The following is a 16,600-nucleotide window of genomic DNA, read 5'->3' on the forward strand; positions in this document are numbered from 1 at the left end:
TTTTTCTCTTGGAAATGGAATAAGAGAAGTTGATAGAGTTCATAGTGCTGTCGTAGTTCCTCGGAGAAAGACAGGAGTTTTTCCAGTATTTCCTTGTTAGTCAAGTGCATTCGGAACATAGGGCGATAAAATCGTTTATCGCTGATTTTACGGCTATCTTGTTGTATCAATTTCCAGTAGCGTTTCAAGGCTCGGTATTCCTGCGATGTTCTGTCGAATTGATTCATAATTTGAATACGGATACGGTTCATAGCACGACTAAGGTGTTGAACAATATGAAAGCGGTCGAGTACAATTTTTGCATTGGGAAATAGCTGTCTAGCCAATTTGTAGTATGGACTAAACATATCCATGGTAATGACTTTGACCCGATTTCTAACCTTTCTAGGATAGCGTAGAAAGTGGTTTCGGATGGTTGCTTGAGTTCTTCCGTCGAGAATGGTGATGACATTTAGGGAGTCGAAATCTTGAGCGATGAAGCTCATTTTCCCCTTCTTGAAGGCATACTCGTCCCAGCTCATTACCTCAGGTAAGGTATTCCAATCTGTTTCAAACTTGAACTCATTAAGCTTTCTCATAACTGATGAGGTTGAGATAGATAGCCTGTGTGCAATATGTGTCATTGCTTGATTTTCGATGAGTAATTGAGCAATCTTCTGGTTAACAGCGACGGAGATTTGGTGGTTCTTCTTGACAAGAGGAGTTTCAGCGACCGCTATTTTTCCGCAAGATTTACACTTGAAGCGACGCTTTCTAAGTCGGATAAGCAAGGGATAACCAGCAGTTTCTAGGTAGGGAATTTTGGAGGGTTTTTGGAAGTCGTATTTTGCCATTTGTCCCTTGCAGGAGGGACATTTAGGGGCTGTATAATCCAATTGACCGTGGAGTTCTACGTGAGTTCCCATATCATATTCATCAGTGATAGTGATATTTTTGTCTTTAATTCTGAGAAAATTTGTGATAAGATTTAGTTGTTCCATATGGACCCTTTCTAATGAGTAGTTTGGTCGCTTTTCATTATAGGTCATATGGGACTTTTTTTCTACACTCAAAAAGGCTCCATAATCTCCACGGTGGTTTTACCCACTACAGAAATTATAGAGCCTTTCTTCATGCGTACGACGTGCTTTTTCTGTCTTTGGAAACCTTCTTTTTCCAAAATTTGTTACAATAGTATGGAAAGGAGGAGGAGGATGAGAAAGGTTCAATTTTTTCTTCTAATTGAAAGTATGATATTTACCATGGCTGCTTTTGATGTTGTCGCCAATGAGGCCAGTCGTACCTTGTTGCTTTTTTCAGCCTTACTGTTACTTGTCTGGTATTTTCTCGGACGACGCTTGAACAGTGTGTTATTGTTTAGTTCGTTTTCCCTAATTTTTCTGGTTTTCATGCTGAATCCATACTTCATCATAGGAGTTATGCTTCTTGTTGTCTACATGTTTGTCAACTTCTTCTCACGCTATGAGAAACGCAATCAGTACACCCAGATTGTATTTAGTGACTATGCCTTACAAGTACAAAAGGAGAAGAATAGGTGGTTTGGGAATCATGACCATTCACAAGACCGTTTTGGTTTTGAAGACATCAATATTGTCCGCTTGTTTGGCAATGATGTGGTTGATTTAGATAAGACAGTCTTGGTGGGACGTGATAACATTGTCGTCATTCGTAAAACCTTTGGACGAACAAAAATAATCGTTCCAATCGATGTTGAGGTTTCCTTATCAGCGACAAGTATCTATGGACGGGTCAATTTTCTGGGACAATCCCATTGGGACCTTAGGAATGAGAGTATAGCAATCAATAGCCCTGACTACCAAGAATCCCATAAACGTGTGAAGGTTGTGACTAATAATATTTTCGGAGATGTGGAGGTGGTTCGCGTATGAGAAAACGTACCTATTTCCTCTTGGCTTGGTTTGCCAGCCTGATTGTCTTTGTGGTCATTTCCTCTACCCTGCCCCTCCTCAACCATTCGCTTTTAGATGTTAATCTATGGACGTCTACGGAACAACTTGTATTCACTCTTATTCTTCTGGTTATCGTACTGACCCTCTTTTTGGCAGTCATGGTCCAAACGGTTAGTTTAGCTTCGACTCGGGTTATGCGAGCAAAGTTACAGGCTATTTTGAAGAATAAAAGTATCCGAACAGATAGGGAGAATGATCAACTCCTTCTCCAGTTGTCTGATAAGGTGAGAAATTTGACCCGACAGGTGCAACTGGTGGATAATCAGGACTTGGTTAAGAGAGAAGAAATTGTTGAAGGTGAACGGAAGCGGATTGCTAGAGATTTGCATGATACGGTCAGCCAAGAATTGTTTGCGACCAGTATGATTCTATCAGGTCTGTCTTCCAGCTTGCCCAATCTGCCCCAGGAAACCTTGCAGGAGCAGTTGATTCTGGTCAAGGATATGATTGAGTCGGCCCAGAGGGATTTGCGAATCTTGCTACTTCATCTCCGACCGAGCGAGCTTGAGAGCAAGACCTTGGTTGAGGGCTTTGAGCTAATCTTGAGAGAAGTCAGTGATAAAAGTAATATCATCGTCCATTTCCAACATGAAGTGGAAGAATTACCCAAGTTAATCGAGGAACACCTCTTTCGAATTGCCCAGGAAATTATTAGCAATACCCTACGTCATGCCAAAGCTAAGCATTTAGATGTCTATCTCATTCAAAAAGAAACAGAGTTACAGCTAAAAATGACAGATGATGGAGTTGGTTTCCAGCAGGAACAGGATGGAGAACTTAGCTATGGTCTACAAAATATTCGGGAACGCGTAGAAGACATGGCAGGTACCATTCAGATTCGCTCGGCACTGAATAAGGGTGTCGCCATTGATATCCGTATCCCATTATTGAAAGGAAAAGAAGATGAATACAATTCGAGTGATGTTGGTTGACGATCATGAAATGGTCCGTCTTGGTTTAAAAAGCTATTTAAATTTGCAGCCAGATGTGGAAGTTGTTGCCGAGGCTAGTGACGGTGAAGAGGGTTTGACTAAGGCCTTAGAGGTTAAGCCAGATGTGGTAGTCATGGACTTGGTCATGCCAAAGATGACAGGTGTAGAAGCTACCTTGGCTCTGCTTAAGGAATGGCCTCAAGCACAAATTGTCATTTTGACCTCTTATCTGGACAATGAGAAAATTTATCCTGTCTTAGAAGCTGGGGCAAAAGGTTATATGTTAAAGACTTCTAGTGCAGATGAAATTTTGACAGCCATTCGCAAGGTAGCGCGTGGGGAATTTGCCATTGAAACAGAAGTGGAGAAAAAGGTGGAGCATCATAAACGCCACCCTGACTTGCATGATGATTTAACAGCTCGTGAACGTGAAATCCTAACTCTATTAGCTAAGGGTTATGACAACCAACGGATTGCGGACGAGTCCTTCATTTCCTTAAAAACAGTCAAAACCCACGTTTCCAATATTCTTTCGAAACTCGCTGTTAGCGACAGAACACAAGCAGTTGTCTATGCCTTCCAACATGGCCTGGTAGCACAAGAGGAAGAATAATGGTATAATGAGGGAGTGGGAAAGAACTCAAAAGTATTTAAAAAGAGTTCGTCTTACCACCCCCGCACAGTTGATTAGGTCGGATTTGGAGTGTGAAACACGAACAAATCTGCCAATCAACCACTGCGCTGAGATGATGACACGAACTCAGATAAGTGGATTGAGCTTGATGTTAAGTCCAGAAAGGATACCTAAATAGTGGATGCAAAATTAAAATACAAAGCAAAAAAAATAAAGATTGTCTTTTTTGATATTGATGATACCTTACGTGTCAAGAACACAGGCTATATTCCTGATTCCATTCAGCAGGTTTTCAAATCATTGAAAGAAAAGGGGATTTTGACTGGAATTGCATCTGGTCGAACACCCTATGGTTTGGTACCAGAAATCAAGGCCCTCCAGCCTGATTTCTTTGCTATGATAAACGGTTCCTATGTTGAAGATTCAAAAGGAAAACTTGTTCATCACCAACCGCTTCCTCTGGACCTGGTGGAGAAAGTCATTGCCTGGACCAAGGAGGTTGGAATCGAATATGGTTTACTGGGTAGCCAAAAAGGTACCTTGTCTGCTCGGACAGAGCGAATTAGTCAGGTCATTGATTTGATTTATGAGGATTTGGAAACAGACCCAGAATTCTACAAAGACAATGCAATTTACCAAATGCTGACCTTTGAGAAGGACGGTCAGGAAGTTGAATTGCCAGAGGACTTGCAAGCTGACTTACGCACCGTTCGTTGGGATGCTATTTCATCGGATATTGTCTTGAAAGACTCTTCCAAGGCTGCTGGCGTAGCCAAGGTAGTGGAAAAACTAGGTTTGAAACCGGAGAATGTTCTGGTATTTGGAGATGGACTGAATGACATTGAGTTGTTCGATTATGCAGGTATTAGCATTGCAATGGGGCATTCTCATCCAGAATTGCAAAAGCGTGCAGATTATATTACAAAAACAGTAGAAGAAGATGGCATCTTCGATGCCTTGGAGAAATTAGGTATGGTAGAAAAAGAAAAATACTTCCCACAATTGGATTTGGAAAATGTTGAAGGGCCAGTTGCTCATATCAAGACCAATCATGGTGAGCTAACTGTAAAATTGTTCCCAGAAATTGCTCCAAAGACAGTAGCAAACTTTGTCGCACTGTCTAAAGATGGTTATTATGATGGCGTTATTTTCCACAGAATTATCCAGGATTTCATGATTCAAGGTGGGGACCCAACTGGTACAGGTATGGGCGGTGAGTCTATCTATGGTGAGTCTTTTGAAGATGAGTTTTCAATGGAAGCCTTCAACCTTCGTGGTGCCTTGTCTATGGCCAATGCTGGACCAAATACAAATGGAAGTCAATTCTTCATCGTTCAAAATCAAAACTTCCCATACAATGCCAAAGAATTAGAACGTGGTGGTTGGCCAAAAGAAATTGCAGCAACCTATGTTGAAAATGGAGGCACGCCGCACCTAGACCAACGCCATACTGTCTTTGGTCATTTGGTGGATGAGGCATCATTTACAGTTTTAGATGCTATTGCTGGAGTTGATACAGATTCAGCAGACCGTCCGCTTGAAGATGTAGTCATCGAAACCATCGAAATTGAGGATTAAGATGAGGATTGGCGATAAGATCAAGGGGACGGTGTCGGGTATCCAGCCCTATGGAGCTTTTGTGGATTTAGAAAATGGAACAACAGGTTTAATTCATATTTCTGAAATCAAGACGGGATTTGTTGATAACATCTATGACCACGTTAAGATTGGTCAAGAGGTCTTGGTCCAGGTTGTTGACTTTGATGAATATACTGAGAAGGCCAGCCTATCTATCCGAACATTGGAAGAAGAACACCAAAAAATTCCTCGTCACCACCGCTTTACCAATGAACGAAATAAGATTGGCTTTACTCCATTAGCTAACAGTCTCCCAAAATGGATCAAGGAATCGAAAGCCTATCTCAAAGAACAAAAAGAAAAGAAGGCTTAGGGAAGAGAAACGTGTTTCAAAAGTTAGACAGAAAAAAACTAGCTTTTGAAACTCATTTTTGGTTTCATACTCCATGAAAATCAAAAATAGCCTAGGAATCGAAGCCGATGATAGAACTCTGTTACTATCTTGTTTCAAGATAACAGGCTGAAAATCTCCACCGGAGCTTTTCACTCATCAAGGCTCTTGACAACGGTTAATTTTGATTTTCGAAGAGTATCAGTCTATCACTTTATTGAAAAAGTACCCTACCCAATAATGAACTGCCCCCCAAAAGTCTAACTTTTTGGGGGGCAGTTCATAAATATTGGAATAGAATCCTTATCTTACATAACCATACCTGTCTTACCGGTTCTGGATGGTGAGATTATGACTTTCATCTAGTCCTATTCTACCAAACTCACGTATATCAACTCCAACTTAAGGAGCCTCTACAGATTCTAGTATGATAGAATCATTCAGCGGCTTCTTGAAAACAGAAACGGTTTACAGTTTTGAGAAAATTTTATAGACTCAAAATTACTTAGAACAAGTTAATATTGAATATCGAATACTAAAATAAGCAATTTAAAGAAAAGCTTATAGGACTTTATCCTGATCATATAGCACCAAATTCATTCAATAAATAGTTTTTAACAACTCATTTTAAGAAATAAATCGCTCCTAATTTTGTTTTATTTTTCTTTATTTGTATATTTCTGTTGTATTTTTTGAATTTCATCTAGATTTCCAGCAATGCTTTGCTGGTAGACACGGGCCTTATACTGGAGGTCTTCAACCATTTCCTGGAGTGGTTTTTGGAAACTTTGGATCATAGCAAGTTGGTCTTGGATATTGGTTTTACTTGCTTCCATATCCGTCACTAATTGCTTGGTATCCTTGACTTCTTTGGTGATTTTTTCTCGGTTTGAAATAGCTAGATAGGTAGCACTAGCAGCGGATAAGGCTATTAGGATATTACGAAGTTTCATCTTATTCTCCTAGGTAGAGGTCTTGGGCTAGATTGGCTAGGGCAGGAAAATCTGGTTCATTGGCCGTAAACTGAATGTCTAGACCATCATTCTTGTCAAAACGAGGCAGGAGATGGATATGGGTGTGGAAGACAGTTTGCCCAGCCGCTTCTTCATTGTTATTGACAATATTTAAGCCGTTAGCACCAAGTTTTTCCTTCAGCTGACGGGCAAGGGTTGGAACAACGGAAAAGACTTGACTAGCTACCTCAGCGTCCATGTCTAAGACATTGCGGTAATGTTTTTTAGGGATGATAAGGGTGTGGCCCTTGGTGACCTGAGTAATATCTAAAAAGGCTAGAACGTGGTCGTCTTCATAGACCTTAGAGGCTGGAATTTCTCCAGCTACAATTTTACAAAAAATACAATCTGACATAATACGCCCTCTTTCTAGGATTTCTGTTATAATAATTATATCAAATTATAGGAATAAATGTATGTTAGAAGTTAAAAATGTTACAGGAGGCTATATCAATATCCCTGTCTTAAAAGATGTATCTTTTACTGTTGAAGATGGGCAATTGGTTGGTCTAATTGGTTTAAATGGTGCCGGGAAATCAACCACTATCAAGGAAATTATCGGGCTCTTGACGCCCTACCAGGGACAAATTTTGATAGATGGTCAAGGTCTTTCTCAGGGAGCAGAAAGTTATCGAAAGAAGATTGGTTTTATCCCAGAAACACCTAGCTTATACGAGGAACTCACCTTAAAAGAACACTTGGAAGTGGTAGCCATGGCCTATAATCTGCCGTGGAAATCTAGCTGGGGAAAAATCGAGAGATTGCTAAAAATCTTCCGGTTGGACGAGAAGTTAGACTGGTATCCGGTCAATTTCTCTAAGGGGATGAAGCAGAAGGTTATGATTATCTGCGCCTTTATGGTGGAGCCAAGTTTATTGATTGTAGATGAGCCATTTTTGGGCTTGGATCCCGTGGCTATTGCGGATTTGATTGCCCTTTTGGAGGAGGAGAAGGCAAGGGGGACTTCTATTCTCATGTCCACACACGTTTTGGATTCGGCTGAAAAAATGTGTGATTCTTTTGTAATTTTGCATCAAGGTCAGGTGAGGGCAACAGGGAATTTAGCAGACTTGCAAAATCAATTTGGCATGGCAGGTGCTAGTTTGAATGATATTTACTTAGCCTTGACCCAAGAAGGAGCAGTTGGATGAAAGAATTGTTCCAAAAACGCAGACGTGATTTTCTAGAACGTTGTTCCAAGTACCTGCGTTATGTCTTGAATGATCATTTTGTCTTGGTTCTCATGGTCTTTTTGGGATTCTTGAGTTTACAATATCGACAACTCTTGATAGCTTTTCCTGAAAATGCCTGGCCAATTGTTCTAATTGTCCTTGCTATCAGCTTCTTGACCTTGTTTTCAGGCAGAATAGCCACCTATTTGGAGGAAGCAGACCAGATTTTCCTATTGACAAAAGAGAAGGATGTGCTAGAAGAATTGGCTTTGGCAAGCCGTCGTTCCTATTTGCTTTGGTCAGGACTACAGGTCCTAGTTCAGTTACTGCTCTTGCCCATCTATTTCAAGCTAGGTTTGGAAACCTGGATGGTTATCGGCCTTGTACTGGCATTATTGGTTGCAAAATACTTCCTAGTAAAACACCAGCTGGCAAGTTACCAACAACAAGGAGTCTTGGATTGGTCAAAAGCCATTCAAGATGAACAAAAACGTCAACAAACTATCCTGCGATTCTTTGCCCTCTTTACAACAGTTAAGGGAATTAGTAGCACTGTCAAGCCAAGAAACTATCTCAACAAGCTGCTAACAGTTGTCAATTCACGCCGAACATGGTTTAATCTTTACTTGCGTGCTTTTCTACGGGCTGGAGACTATTTTGGTCTCAGTTTGCGCTTGCTCTTTCTAGCCCTCCTGTCCTTGATTGCGATTGAAGAGGCCTGGCTATCACTGGGACTTGTACTGGTTTTTCATTATTTACTCCTTTTTCAACTTTTGGGGCTTTATAAACACTATGATTATCAGTATATGACACAACTTTATCCCTTGAGTGTCAATGACAGAAAAATGGATTTTCGGAAATTGTTGAGGGGAATCTTATACGGTCTTTTAATAGTGGAATTGATTGTAGCTCTGCTATTTGTCCAAGACAAAATCTGGATTAGCCTGTTACCTGTGATTGGACTTTTTCTGCATGAAATCTATTTACCTGCAAAATTGAAAAAAATTGATTGACTAAATAGCTGAAAATTAGTAAAATAGTAAAGAATTTTTAAAGGAGGTAAGGCATGCAGTTTGATACTAGTGGGCTACAATTACAGTCTATTGCAGGAAATAGTGGCAAAGCGTTTAAGGGCCTACGGTCAGACGGAACGCAAGTCTTTGTGAAGTATGAGATGCCTCCTATCGTTTCTGCACTAGCTCGTGAGCAAATTACTCCACCTGTTTTGTCGGCAAATCGTGAAGTTGGAATGGGGCACCGTGTGGAGCAGGAATGGCTAAATGGTCGTACCTTAGAGCGTCAAGATATGCCTAGTAAACAGGTTCGACAGATTTTGGTACGTATGCATTACTCACGCATCCTGCTGAATCAAGCCTTGCAAATGAATTATACTTATATGGAGCCTCAAGATTTGGTCTATCGTTGGCAAAAAGAGGCACCGACGAGATTGGGGCAAAATTCTTATCTACAATCTGTTTGTCAAGATTTATTGAATAACCTTCCGAGTTTTCGTCAAGAAGTAGCAACCTTTGTTCATGGTGATCTACATCATAGCAATTGGGTAGAAACAACTTCTGGTTTTATTTATTTGACAGATTGGGAGACAGCTTGTGTAGCTGATAGGATGGTCGATGTTGCCTATATCTTGACGCATTACATTCCTCGTCAATCTTGGGAGGAATGGCTTCGTGCTTATGGTTACAAGTATAATCGAACAGTATTAAATAAAGTATTTTGGTATGGGCAATTGGCCTACCTCAATCAGATTGCCAAGCATGTTGAAAGCTACAATACTATAGCAGCAAATAAAGAAATCTACGCTTTGCGTCAATTCCGCCAAAGTTTTTATAGGGAAGTATGAGAGTTAGAAATCGTAAGGGAGCCAGTGAGCTCCTAGCAAATAATCCCCAGTACGTTATCTCCAATCCAGAGGAGTGTAAGGGAAAATGGGCAGAAATTTTTGGAAATAACAACCCCATTCATATCGAGGTTGGATCTGGTAAAGGTCGTTTTGTAACAGGGATGGCTGCACAAAATCCGGATATTAATTACATCGGTATTGATATTCAGATGACAGTTTTGAGCTATGCCTTGGACCGAGTTTTAGAAGCGGGCTTACCAAATATCAAACTCTTGCAGGTTGACGGGTCTAGTTTGACCAACTATTTTGCACCTGCGGAGATTGATCAACTCTATCTGAATTTTTCTGATCCATGGCCTAAGAAACGCCATGAAAAACGCAGATTGACCTACAAGTCCTTCTTGGATACCTATAAGGAAATTCTGCCTGAAAATGGGGAAATTCATTTCAAGACGGATAACCGTGGTTTGTTTGAATATAGCTTGGCTAGTTTTTCACAATACGGCATGGTTTTGAAGCAGGTTTGGTTGGATTTACATGCAGATGGTTTGGAAGGCAATGTTATGACAGAGTATGAGGAGAAATTCTCAAACAAGGGTCAGGTTATCTATCGCGTGGAAGCACGATTTTAATAAGATAAGCAAATAAGGAATCCCAATGGACTCCTTATTTTTGTTTAGTAAAATGGATTAGATAGACGATACAAGCGGTAATGGCTGAGCCGATGAGCAAGTAGGCTATTGGTCTAAGGCTTTCTAAACCATACAATAAATGGCTATCAATAAAGAGAAAGATGGCCAGAGTCATGATTAGAAGCATTAGGCAAAGGGTGAATAAAATACTTTCTTTTTTCATGATAGACCTCCAACGATAGTATAGCAAAGTAATCTTATGGATGCAACAGAAAAAATGGATAACGTTTACCAACAGTTGCCCTTATCGTTTTTCTTTACAGTTCTAGGGAATTATGGTAAAATACAGGATAGAAATAAAGAGAAAAGGGGGTTGACGTCAGTCAACCCTTTCCCTGTATGCAAATTGTATCAGGTCAGAATTGCAAAAGGAGGTGCCTATGTCATCAATTATTGATTTAGTCACGGCCACCATTGAACCAGCTATCCAAGCTCCTTATGAGTTGGTAGATGTGGAATATGGCAAAATGGGTGGTGACTATGTCTTATCGATTTTTATTGATAAGGAAGGAGGGATTTCCCTTCAGGATACGGCAGATTTATCCGAAATCATTAGTCCGCTTTTGGATACGATTCAGCCAGATCCATTCCCAGAGCAGTATATGCTTGAAGTGACCAGTCCAGGTTTGGAACGTCCCTTGAAGACAGCTGAAGCAGTTGCCCAGGCTGTTGGGAAATACATTCATGTCAAGCTGTATCAAGCTATTGACAAGGTGAAAATTTTTGAAGGAACTCTCCTGTCCTTTGATGGAACAGATTTGGTCATGGAATATATGGACAAGACCCGTAAAAAAGAAGTGACTATTCCATATTCGACTGTAGCCAAGGCACGTTTAGCCGTTAAAATTTAAGTATAAGAAAGGACCTTTTGCTATCAAAAGGAAATGAAGATGAGTAGAGAAATGCTAGAAGCCTTCCGCATTTTAGAGGAAGACATGGGTATCAACAAGGCGGATATTATTGATGCAGTGACGGAATCACTCCGCTCTGCCTACAAACGCCGTTATGGACAAGCAGAGTCAGCAGTCATCGAGTTTGATGAGAAGAAGGCTGACTTCCATGTATATACTGTCCGTGAAGTAGTGGATGAGGTCTTTGATAGCCGGTTGGAAATCAGCCTCAAGGATGCCTTGGCCATCTCAACTGCGTATGAAATGGGTGATAAAATCAAATTCCAAGAAGATCCTGCAGAATTTGGTCGCGTAGCTGCTCAATCAGCCAAGCAGACCATTATGGAAAAAATGCGTAAGCAAAAGCGTGCCATTACCTTCAATACTTATAAGCAACATGAAAATGAAATCATGTCTGGTACCGTTGAACGGTTTGATAATCGCTTTATCTATGTCAACCTTGGTACCATTGAAGCTCAATTGTCAAAACAGGATCAAATTCCTGGCGAAGTTTTCCAGTCACATGACCGTATTGAAGTCTATGTCTACAAGGTAGAAGATAACGGTCGAGGGGTTAACGTATTTGTCAGCCGTAGCCATCCTGAAATGATCAAACGTCTCATGGAGCAGGAAATTCCTGAAGTGTATGATGGGACTGTTGAGATCATGAGTGTTGCCCGTGAAGCGGGTGACCGTACGAAAGTCGCTGTTCGTAGCCACAATCCAAATGTGGATGCTATCGGTACGATCGTTGGTCGTGGTGGTTCAAATATTAAGAAAATCACGAGCAAATTCCACCCAGCTCGTTACGATGCGAAGAATGACCGCATGATTCCTACTGAGGAAAATATTGATGTTATCGAGTGGGTAGCTGACGAAGCGGAATTTATTTACAATGCTCTCGCACCTGCAGAAGTTGACCAAGTGTTGTTTGACACGGAAGATGGCAAACATGCTACCGTTGTTGTGCCAGATGACAAATTGTCATTAGCAATCGGTCGCCGCGGTCAAAACGTTCGTTTGGCAGCCCATTTGACAGGCTTCCGCATTGACATCAAGTCTGCATCAGAGTATGAAGCAATTGAGGCGGCTCAATATGCGACAGACGAAGTTGTAGAAGAAGTAGCAGAAGATCAAGAATAAGACAAAAGGAGCAACCATGGCAAAAGCTAGAAAAATTCCCTTGCGCAAGTCTGTGGTGTCCGGTGAAATCATCGACAAACGGGATTTGCTCCGTATTGTAAAAAATAAAGAAGGTCAAGTATTTATCGATCCAACAGGCAAGGCAAACGGTCGTGGTGCCTATATCAAATTGGACAATGAGGAAGCTGCTCAGGCTAAAAAACGTCGTGTTTTCGATCGTTCCTTTAGTATGGAAGTGGCTGCAGAGTTCTATGATGAATTGATTGCCTATGTTGATCATAAGGTCAAGAGGAGAGAACTTGGACTGGAATAAGAAACAGAAAATCTTAAATTTATTGGGCTTGGCCCAACGAGCAGGACGCCTGGTGTCAGGCGAAGACTTGGTTGTTGAAGCTATCCAAAAAAAGCAGGCAAAGCTGGTGTTTCTAGCTGACGATGCTGCTGGAAATTTAAGTAAAAAAATATCAGATAAAAGTCATACCTATCAAGTAGAAGTTGTAACAGTGTTTTCAACACTGGAATTGAGTGCAGCTGTCGGCAAGGCCAGAAAAGTCCTTGCAGTGACAGACGCTGGATTTACAAAGAAGATGAGGTCTATTATGGAATAGAACAGGAGGACAAGGCATTGTCTAAGAAGAGATTGAATGAAATAGCCCGTGAATTAGGTGTCAGCAGTAAGGAAGTTGTTGCTAAGGCTCAAGAATTGGGGTTTGAAGTCAAAAGCCATGCTTCAAGTGTAGATGAAGCAAGTGCCAAACGCTTGGCTGATAGCTTTAACCAAAAAGCAGAAGCGCCTAAACCTGCAGATAAAGTTCAGCCGGTCGAAAAGCCAGCAGCCAAGGTTGAGGTCGTAAAAGAGGACGCACCCGCACCAACGCCTAAGGAAGAACCGAAGGTGGCTACTCCAGCAACACCGCACCGTCCACAGAGCCGTAACTTTAAGGCAGAACGGGAAGCGCGTGCCAAGGAGCAAGCTGCTAAACGAGCACAAGGTAAAGGTGGTCAAGGCAAACAAAACCAAGACCGTCGTGATAATCGTCAACAAGGTCAAAACCGTCCAAATAATGACCGCAATGACCGTCGTGATAATAGACGTGAACAGGGTTCAGATAAGCACAAGGACAATCGTTTTGGTGACCGTCGTGACAATCGTGATCACCGTCGCCAAGACAATCGTTCAGGTCAACCAGCCCGCTTTGAGCAAAAAGAAGTTGCAAAACCAGCAGCGCCGAAAATTGATTTCAAAGCGCGTGCTGCAGCCCTAAAAGCTGAGCAAAATGCAGAATATGCTCGTACTAGTGAAGAGCGTTTCCGCCAAGCTCAAGAAGCGAAGAAGCAACCGAAAAAACCGAAAGAAATCAAGTTTGAAGAACCGGTGATTGAAAGCAAGCCATTTGTTAAACCAACGCCAGTCGCAGCGGTACCTGAGAAAGTTGCTGACAGTGCTGTAGATACCCGTCGTAAGAAACAAGCTCGACCAGACAAGAAGCGTGACTTTAATAGTGACGAAGAAGATGGTCCACGGAAACAACAAAGAAATCGAAATAGTCAAAATCAAGTGAGAAATCAAAGAAATAGTAACTGGAATAACAACAAGAAAAATAAACGCGGCAAGAACAATCAACCTGCCAAGCCTGTCACAGAACGCAAGTTCCATGAATTGCCAACTGAATTTGAATACACAGCTGGAATGACGGTTGCAGAAATTGCAAAACGAATCAAGCGTGAACCAGCTGAAATTGTTAAAAAGCTCTTCATGATGGGTGTCATGGCAACACAGAACCAATCTCTGGACGGCGATACCATTGAACTCCTTATGGTTGATTACGGCATCGAAGCCAAAGAAAAAGTAGAAGTGGACAATGCAGATATCGAGCGTTTCTTCGTCGAAGAAGGCTATCTCAATGAAGAAGAGATGACAGAGCGTCCGCCAGTTGTGACCATCATGGGACACGTTGACCACGGTAAGACAACTCTTTTGGATACTCTTCGAAATTCTCGTGTCGCAACAGGTGAGGCAGGCGGTATCACTCAGCATATCGGAGCCTACCAAATCGAAGAAAACGGTAAGAAGATTACCTTCTTGGATACGCCTGGACACGCGGCCTTTACGTCTATGCGTGCTCGTGGTGCATCTGTTACCGACTTGACCATCTTGGTCGTTGCAGCAGATGACGGTGTTATGCCACAAACAATCGAGGCAATCAACCACTCCAAAGCTGCCAATGTTCCAATCATCGTAGCTATCAACAAGATTGACAAACCAGGTGCAAACCCAGAGCGTGTCATTGGTGAATTGGCTGAACATGGTGTTATCTCAACTGCCTGGGGCGGTGAGTCTGAGTTCGTGGAAATTTCTGCGAAATTCAACCAAAATATCGATGAATTATTGGAAACAGTGCTTCTAGTAGCTGAAATCCAAGAACTCAAGGCAGATCCTACTGTGCGTGCAATTGGTACGGTTATCGAAGCGCATTTGGATAAAGGAAAAGGTGCCGTTGCAACCCTCCTTGTTCAACAAGGTACACTCAATGTGCAAGATCCAATCGTTGTCGGTAACACCTTCGGTCGTGTTCGTGCCATGACAAATGACCTTGGTCGTCGTGTCAAAGTTGCAGGTCCATCAACCCCTATTTCTATCACAGGTTTGAATGAAGCGCCGATGGCGGGTGACCATTTCGCAGTTTATGAGGATGAAAAATCTGCTCGTGCTGCTGGGGAAGAGCGTGCCAAACGTGCCCTTCTCAAACAACGTCAAGCAACGCAACGTGTCAGTCTTGAAAACCTCTTTGATACCCTTAAAGCTGGTGAAGTTAAGTCTGTTAATGTGATCATCAAGGCCGATGTACAAGGATCTGTTGAAGCACTTGCTTCCTCCCTTCAGAAGATTGAAGTGGAAGGGGTACGTGTCAATATCGTTCACTCAGCAGTTGGTGCCATCAACGAATCGGATATTACTCTTGCAGAGGCGTCTAATGCCCTTGTAATTGGTTTCAACGTTCGTCCAACTGCCGAAGCTCGCAACCAAGCGGAAGCGGACGATGTAGAAGTACGTCTCCACAGTATCATCTACAAGGTAATTGAAGAGATGGAAGATGCCATGAAAGGGATGTTGGATCCTGAGTACGAAGAAAAAATTATCGGTGAAGCGATCATCCGTGAAACCTTTAAAGTGTCTAAAGTCGGTACAATTGGTGGTTTCATGGTTGTACGTGGTAAGGTTACTCGTGATTCAAGCGTCCGTGTCATCCGTGATGGTGTTGTTGTCTTCGACGGTAAATTGGCGAGCTTGAAGCGTTACAAAGACGATGTGAAAGAAGTCGGCAATGCCCAAGAAGGTGGTTTGATGATTGAAAACTACAACGACATCCGTGTAGATGATACTATCGAAGCATATATCATGGAAGAAATTAAGAAATAATCAGCCTAAAAGGTGATGTTTCAACCAACTGTAAACGTATTGAATAAAATAGGGTAGATAGAGAGTGATCTTCTACCAGCGGGAAAGCTGAGGAAACTCAGCTTTTCTATCATTCGTTAGAAAGGAATGACTATGGCAAACCATTTTCGAACAGACCGTGTAGGGATGGAAATCAAGCGCGAAGTCAATGAAATTTTGCAAAAGAAAGTCCGTGATCCTCGCGTGCAAGGTGTGACCATCACTGATGTACAGATGGTCGGAGATTTGTCTATGGCCAAGGTTTACTATACGATTATGAGTAACCTGGCTTCTGACAACCAAAAAGCTCAAACAGGTCTTGAAAAAGCAACGGGAACTATTAAGAGAGAATTAGGTCGTAAGCTGACTCTTTATAAAATCCCTGATCTGGTCTTTGAAAAAGACCAATCGATTGAGTACGGCAACAAGATTGACCAAATGTTGCGTGCGCTAGAGCAAAAAGATTAATACTCTTCGAAAATCAACATCAGGCTTTGTTAGCTTGATTTGAAAACTGTAAAGCTCCTGTGGAGGTTATAAGATTTTCATTGAATATAAGATAGGAAAGTCGAGTGGAAACATTCGACTTTTTGCCGTTCTAAGGGAGTATTTTATGAAGATTCACTCGAAATATACTGTAACCGCCCAATAACAAAGTATATTGAAAAGGCTCCAAAGTCCTATCGACTCTGGAACCTTTTTCTATTTACATGCTCTCTTAATTTTTTCCTTCCATGGCAAATAAGCCTCCAGCACCTCCTTTTTTGCGAGTGTCTCCTCATTAGGTAAGTGTTCTAGAAGATAGTTCATATATTTCTCTGCATCAAGTCCGTGTCGCTTAGCTGTTTCTAAAAGACTCAAAATGACAGCTGTTGACTTGGCTCC

General features: G+C 41.7%; 19 protein-coding genes and 2 pseudogenes. 16 read left to right on the plus strand and 5 right to left on the minus strand.

Annotated elements, in window-relative coordinates; all coding sequences use genetic code 11:
- Positions 1-980: ISL3 family transposase (locus C1E99_RS01720; RefSeq protein WP_193441778.1), on the minus strand; the 980-nt coding region annotated here is incomplete at its 3' end.
- Between the two features lie 213 nt (positions 981-1,193).
- Between C1E99_RS01720 and liaF the strand changes: the two genes are divergently transcribed.
- From liaF to C1E99_RS01755, 5 genes are all read left to right on the plus strand, one after another.
- The gene (gene liaF / locus C1E99_RS01730; protein WP_105206412.1) at positions 1,194-1,889 is read left to right on the plus strand and encodes a cell wall-active antibiotics response protein LiaF; all 696 of its coding nucleotides are present in this window, start codon (positions 1,194-1,196) and stop codon (positions 1,887-1,889) included.
- Entirely contained in the window at positions 1,886-2,902 is a 1,017-nt protein-coding gene (locus C1E99_RS01735) for a sensor histidine kinase (RefSeq protein WP_105206413.1), read from the plus strand. The genes liaF and C1E99_RS01735 overlap by 4 nt, the downstream gene beginning before the upstream one ends.
- Positions 2,874-3,515, plus strand: a complete 642-nt coding sequence (locus tag C1E99_RS01740; protein WP_105206414.1) for a response regulator transcription factor — start codon at positions 2,874-2,876, stop codon at positions 3,513-3,515. The genes C1E99_RS01735 and C1E99_RS01740 overlap by 29 nt, the downstream gene beginning before the upstream one ends.
- Positions 3,516-3,713: 198 nt before the next feature.
- Positions 3,714-5,114, plus strand: coding sequence for a bifunctional Cof-type HAD-IIB family hydrolase/peptidylprolyl isomerase (locus C1E99_RS01750; RefSeq protein ID WP_105206415.1), 1,401 nt, complete (start codon positions 3,714-3,716; stop codon positions 5,112-5,114).
- Between the two features lies 1 nt (position 5,115).
- Complete coding sequence (locus tag C1E99_RS01755) at positions 5,116-5,487, plus strand: S1 RNA-binding domain-containing protein (protein WP_105106909.1); 372 nt, start codon at positions 5,116-5,118, stop codon at positions 5,485-5,487.
- Positions 5,488-6,161: 674 nt separating this feature from the next.
- On the opposite strand, the gene C1E99_RS01760 is transcribed toward C1E99_RS01755, so the two are convergent.
- Both C1E99_RS01760 and C1E99_RS01765 read right to left on the minus strand, forming a co-directional pair.
- Positions 6,162-6,458: a chemotaxis protein gene (locus C1E99_RS01760; protein WP_105206416.1), complete on the minus strand. Its 297-nt coding sequence runs from the start codon at positions 6,456-6,458 to the stop codon at positions 6,162-6,164.
- A 1-nt stretch (position 6,459) separates the two neighbouring features.
- Positions 6,460-6,873: an HIT family protein gene (locus tag C1E99_RS01765; protein WP_105206417.1), complete on the minus strand. Its 414-nt coding sequence runs from the start codon at positions 6,871-6,873 to the stop codon at positions 6,460-6,462.
- A 61-nt stretch (positions 6,874-6,934) separates the two neighbouring features.
- Here C1E99_RS01765 and C1E99_RS01770 point away from each other — a divergent pair, with 61 nt between their 5' ends.
- From C1E99_RS01770 to trmB, 4 genes are read left to right on the plus strand one after another with little or no spacing between them, the layout of a single operon-like run.
- Positions 6,935-7,669 carry an ABC transporter ATP-binding protein gene (locus C1E99_RS01770; RefSeq protein WP_105206418.1) on the plus strand — a complete coding sequence of 245 codons (735 nt, stop codon included), beginning with the start codon at positions 6,935-6,937 and terminating at the stop codon, positions 7,667-7,669.
- Entirely contained in the window at positions 7,666-8,703 is a 1,038-nt protein-coding gene (locus C1E99_RS01775; RefSeq protein ID WP_105206419.1) for an ABC transporter permease, read from the plus strand. Before C1E99_RS01770 ends, C1E99_RS01775 begins: the two co-directional genes overlap by 4 nt.
- 53 nt (positions 8,704-8,756) lie before the next feature.
- Entirely contained in the window at positions 8,757-9,551 is a 795-nt protein-coding gene (gene ccrZ / locus C1E99_RS01780) for a cell cycle regulator CcrZ (RefSeq protein ID WP_105206420.1), read from the plus strand.
- Complete coding sequence (gene trmB / locus C1E99_RS01785) at positions 9,548-10,183, plus strand: tRNA (guanosine(46)-N7)-methyltransferase TrmB (protein WP_105109340.1); 636 nt, start codon at positions 9,548-9,550, stop codon at positions 10,181-10,183. Before ccrZ ends, trmB begins: the two co-directional genes overlap by 4 nt.
- 34 nt (positions 10,184-10,217) lie before the next feature.
- Here trmB and C1E99_RS01790 read toward each other — a convergent pair whose 3' ends face one another.
- Entirely contained in the window at positions 10,218-10,406 is a 189-nt protein-coding gene (locus C1E99_RS01790; RefSeq protein WP_105106916.1) for a hypothetical protein, read from the minus strand.
- Between the two features lie 217 nt (positions 10,407-10,623).
- Between C1E99_RS01790 and rimP the strand changes: the two genes are divergently transcribed.
- The 7 genes and pseudogenes from rimP to rbfA all read left to right on the plus strand — a co-directional run bounded on the left by rimP (position 10,624) and on the right by rbfA (position 16,183).
- Entirely contained in the window at positions 10,624-11,094 is a 471-nt protein-coding gene (rimP, locus tag C1E99_RS01800; protein ID WP_105106918.1) for a ribosome maturation factor RimP, read from the plus strand.
- A 39-nt stretch (positions 11,095-11,133) separates the two neighbouring features.
- Positions 11,134-12,276: a transcription termination factor NusA gene (nusA, locus tag C1E99_RS01805; protein WP_105206421.1), complete on the plus strand. Its 1,143-nt coding sequence runs from the start codon at positions 11,134-11,136 to the stop codon at positions 12,274-12,276.
- A gap of 16 nt (positions 12,277-12,292) precedes the next feature.
- On the plus strand, positions 12,293-12,589 hold the full coding sequence (gene rnpM, locus C1E99_RS01810) for an RNase P modulator RnpM (RefSeq protein WP_029187395.1): 297 nt from the start codon (positions 12,293-12,295) through the stop codon (positions 12,587-12,589).
- On the plus strand, positions 12,546-12,884 hold the full coding sequence (locus tag C1E99_RS01815; protein ID WP_105106920.1) for a YlxQ-related RNA-binding protein: 339 nt from the start codon (positions 12,546-12,548) through the stop codon (positions 12,882-12,884). The genes rnpM and C1E99_RS01815 overlap by 44 nt, the downstream gene beginning before the upstream one ends.
- A gap of 17 nt (positions 12,885-12,901) precedes the next feature.
- Positions 12,902-13,613 (plus strand): annotated as a pseudogene (locus C1E99_RS15555) (translation initiation factor IF-2 N-terminal domain-containing protein); the annotation flags it as partial.
- Between the two features lie 98 nt (positions 13,614-13,711).
- Positions 13,712-15,697, plus strand: a pseudogene (gene infB, locus C1E99_RS01820) (translation initiation factor IF-2); the annotation flags it as partial.
- 132 nt (positions 15,698-15,829) lie between these two features.
- A complete protein-coding gene (gene rbfA, locus C1E99_RS01825; RefSeq protein WP_024379497.1) occupies positions 15,830-16,183 on the plus strand; it encodes a 30S ribosome-binding factor RbfA in 354 nt (117 codons plus the stop codon).
- Positions 16,184-16,417: 234 nt separating this feature from the next.
- On the opposite strand, the gene C1E99_RS01830 is transcribed toward rbfA, so the two are convergent.
- On the minus strand, positions 16,418-16,600 hold a 183-nt coding region (locus tag C1E99_RS01830; protein ID WP_238146183.1), incomplete at its 5' end, for a transposase domain-containing protein.

Origin of the sequence: Streptococcus suis (assembly GCF_002964045.1) — a bacterium.
GTDB classification, from domain to species: Bacteria; Bacillota; Bacilli; order Lactobacillales; family Streptococcaceae; genus Streptococcus; species Streptococcus suis_U.

What these genes read in the sequence shown, in the direction of transcription:
- liaF (WP_105206412.1), top strand. Translation starts at nt 1,194, where the DNA reads ATGAGAAAGGTTCAATTTTTTCTTCTAATTGAAAGTATGATATTTACC.
- C1E99_RS01735 (WP_105206413.1), top strand. Translation starts at nt 1,886, where the DNA reads ATGAGAAAACGTACCTATTTCCTCTTGGCTTGGTTTGCCAGCCTGATT.
- C1E99_RS01740 (WP_105206414.1), top strand. Translation starts at nt 2,874, where the DNA reads ATGAATACAATTCGAGTGATGTTGGTTGACGATCATGAAATGGTCCGT.
- C1E99_RS01755 (WP_105106909.1), top strand. Translation starts at nt 5,116, where the DNA reads ATGAGGATTGGCGATAAGATCAAGGGGACGGTGTCGGGTATCCAGCCC.
- C1E99_RS01760 (WP_105206416.1), bottom strand. Translation starts at nt 6,458, where the DNA reads ATGAAACTTCGTAATATCCTAATAGCCTTATCCGCTGCTAGTGCTACC.
- C1E99_RS01765 (WP_105206417.1), bottom strand. Translation starts at nt 6,873, where the DNA reads ATGTCAGATTGTATTTTTTGTAAAATTGTAGCTGGAGAAATTCCAGCC.
- C1E99_RS01770 (WP_105206418.1), top strand. Translation starts at nt 6,935, where the DNA reads ATGTTAGAAGTTAAAAATGTTACAGGAGGCTATATCAATATCCCTGTC.
- C1E99_RS01775 (WP_105206419.1), top strand. Translation starts at nt 7,666, where the DNA reads ATGAAAGAATTGTTCCAAAAACGCAGACGTGATTTTCTAGAACGTTGT.
- ccrZ (WP_105206420.1), top strand. Translation starts at nt 8,757, where the DNA reads ATGCAGTTTGATACTAGTGGGCTACAATTACAGTCTATTGCAGGAAAT.
- trmB (WP_105109340.1), top strand. Translation starts at nt 9,548, where the DNA reads ATGAGAGTTAGAAATCGTAAGGGAGCCAGTGAGCTCCTAGCAAATAAT.
- C1E99_RS01790 (WP_105106916.1), bottom strand. Translation starts at nt 10,406, where the DNA reads ATGAAAAAAGAAAGTATTTTATTCACCCTTTGCCTAATGCTTCTAATC.
- rimP (WP_105106918.1), top strand. Translation starts at nt 10,624, where the DNA reads ATGTCATCAATTATTGATTTAGTCACGGCCACCATTGAACCAGCTATC.
- nusA (WP_105206421.1), top strand. Translation starts at nt 11,134, where the DNA reads ATGAGTAGAGAAATGCTAGAAGCCTTCCGCATTTTAGAGGAAGACATG.
- rnpM (WP_029187395.1), top strand. Translation starts at nt 12,293, where the DNA reads ATGGCAAAAGCTAGAAAAATTCCCTTGCGCAAGTCTGTGGTGTCCGGT.
- C1E99_RS01815 (WP_105106920.1), top strand. Translation starts at nt 12,546, where the DNA reads ATGTTGATCATAAGGTCAAGAGGAGAGAACTTGGACTGGAATAAGAAA.
- rbfA (WP_024379497.1), top strand. Translation starts at nt 15,830, where the DNA reads ATGGCAAACCATTTTCGAACAGACCGTGTAGGGATGGAAATCAAGCGC.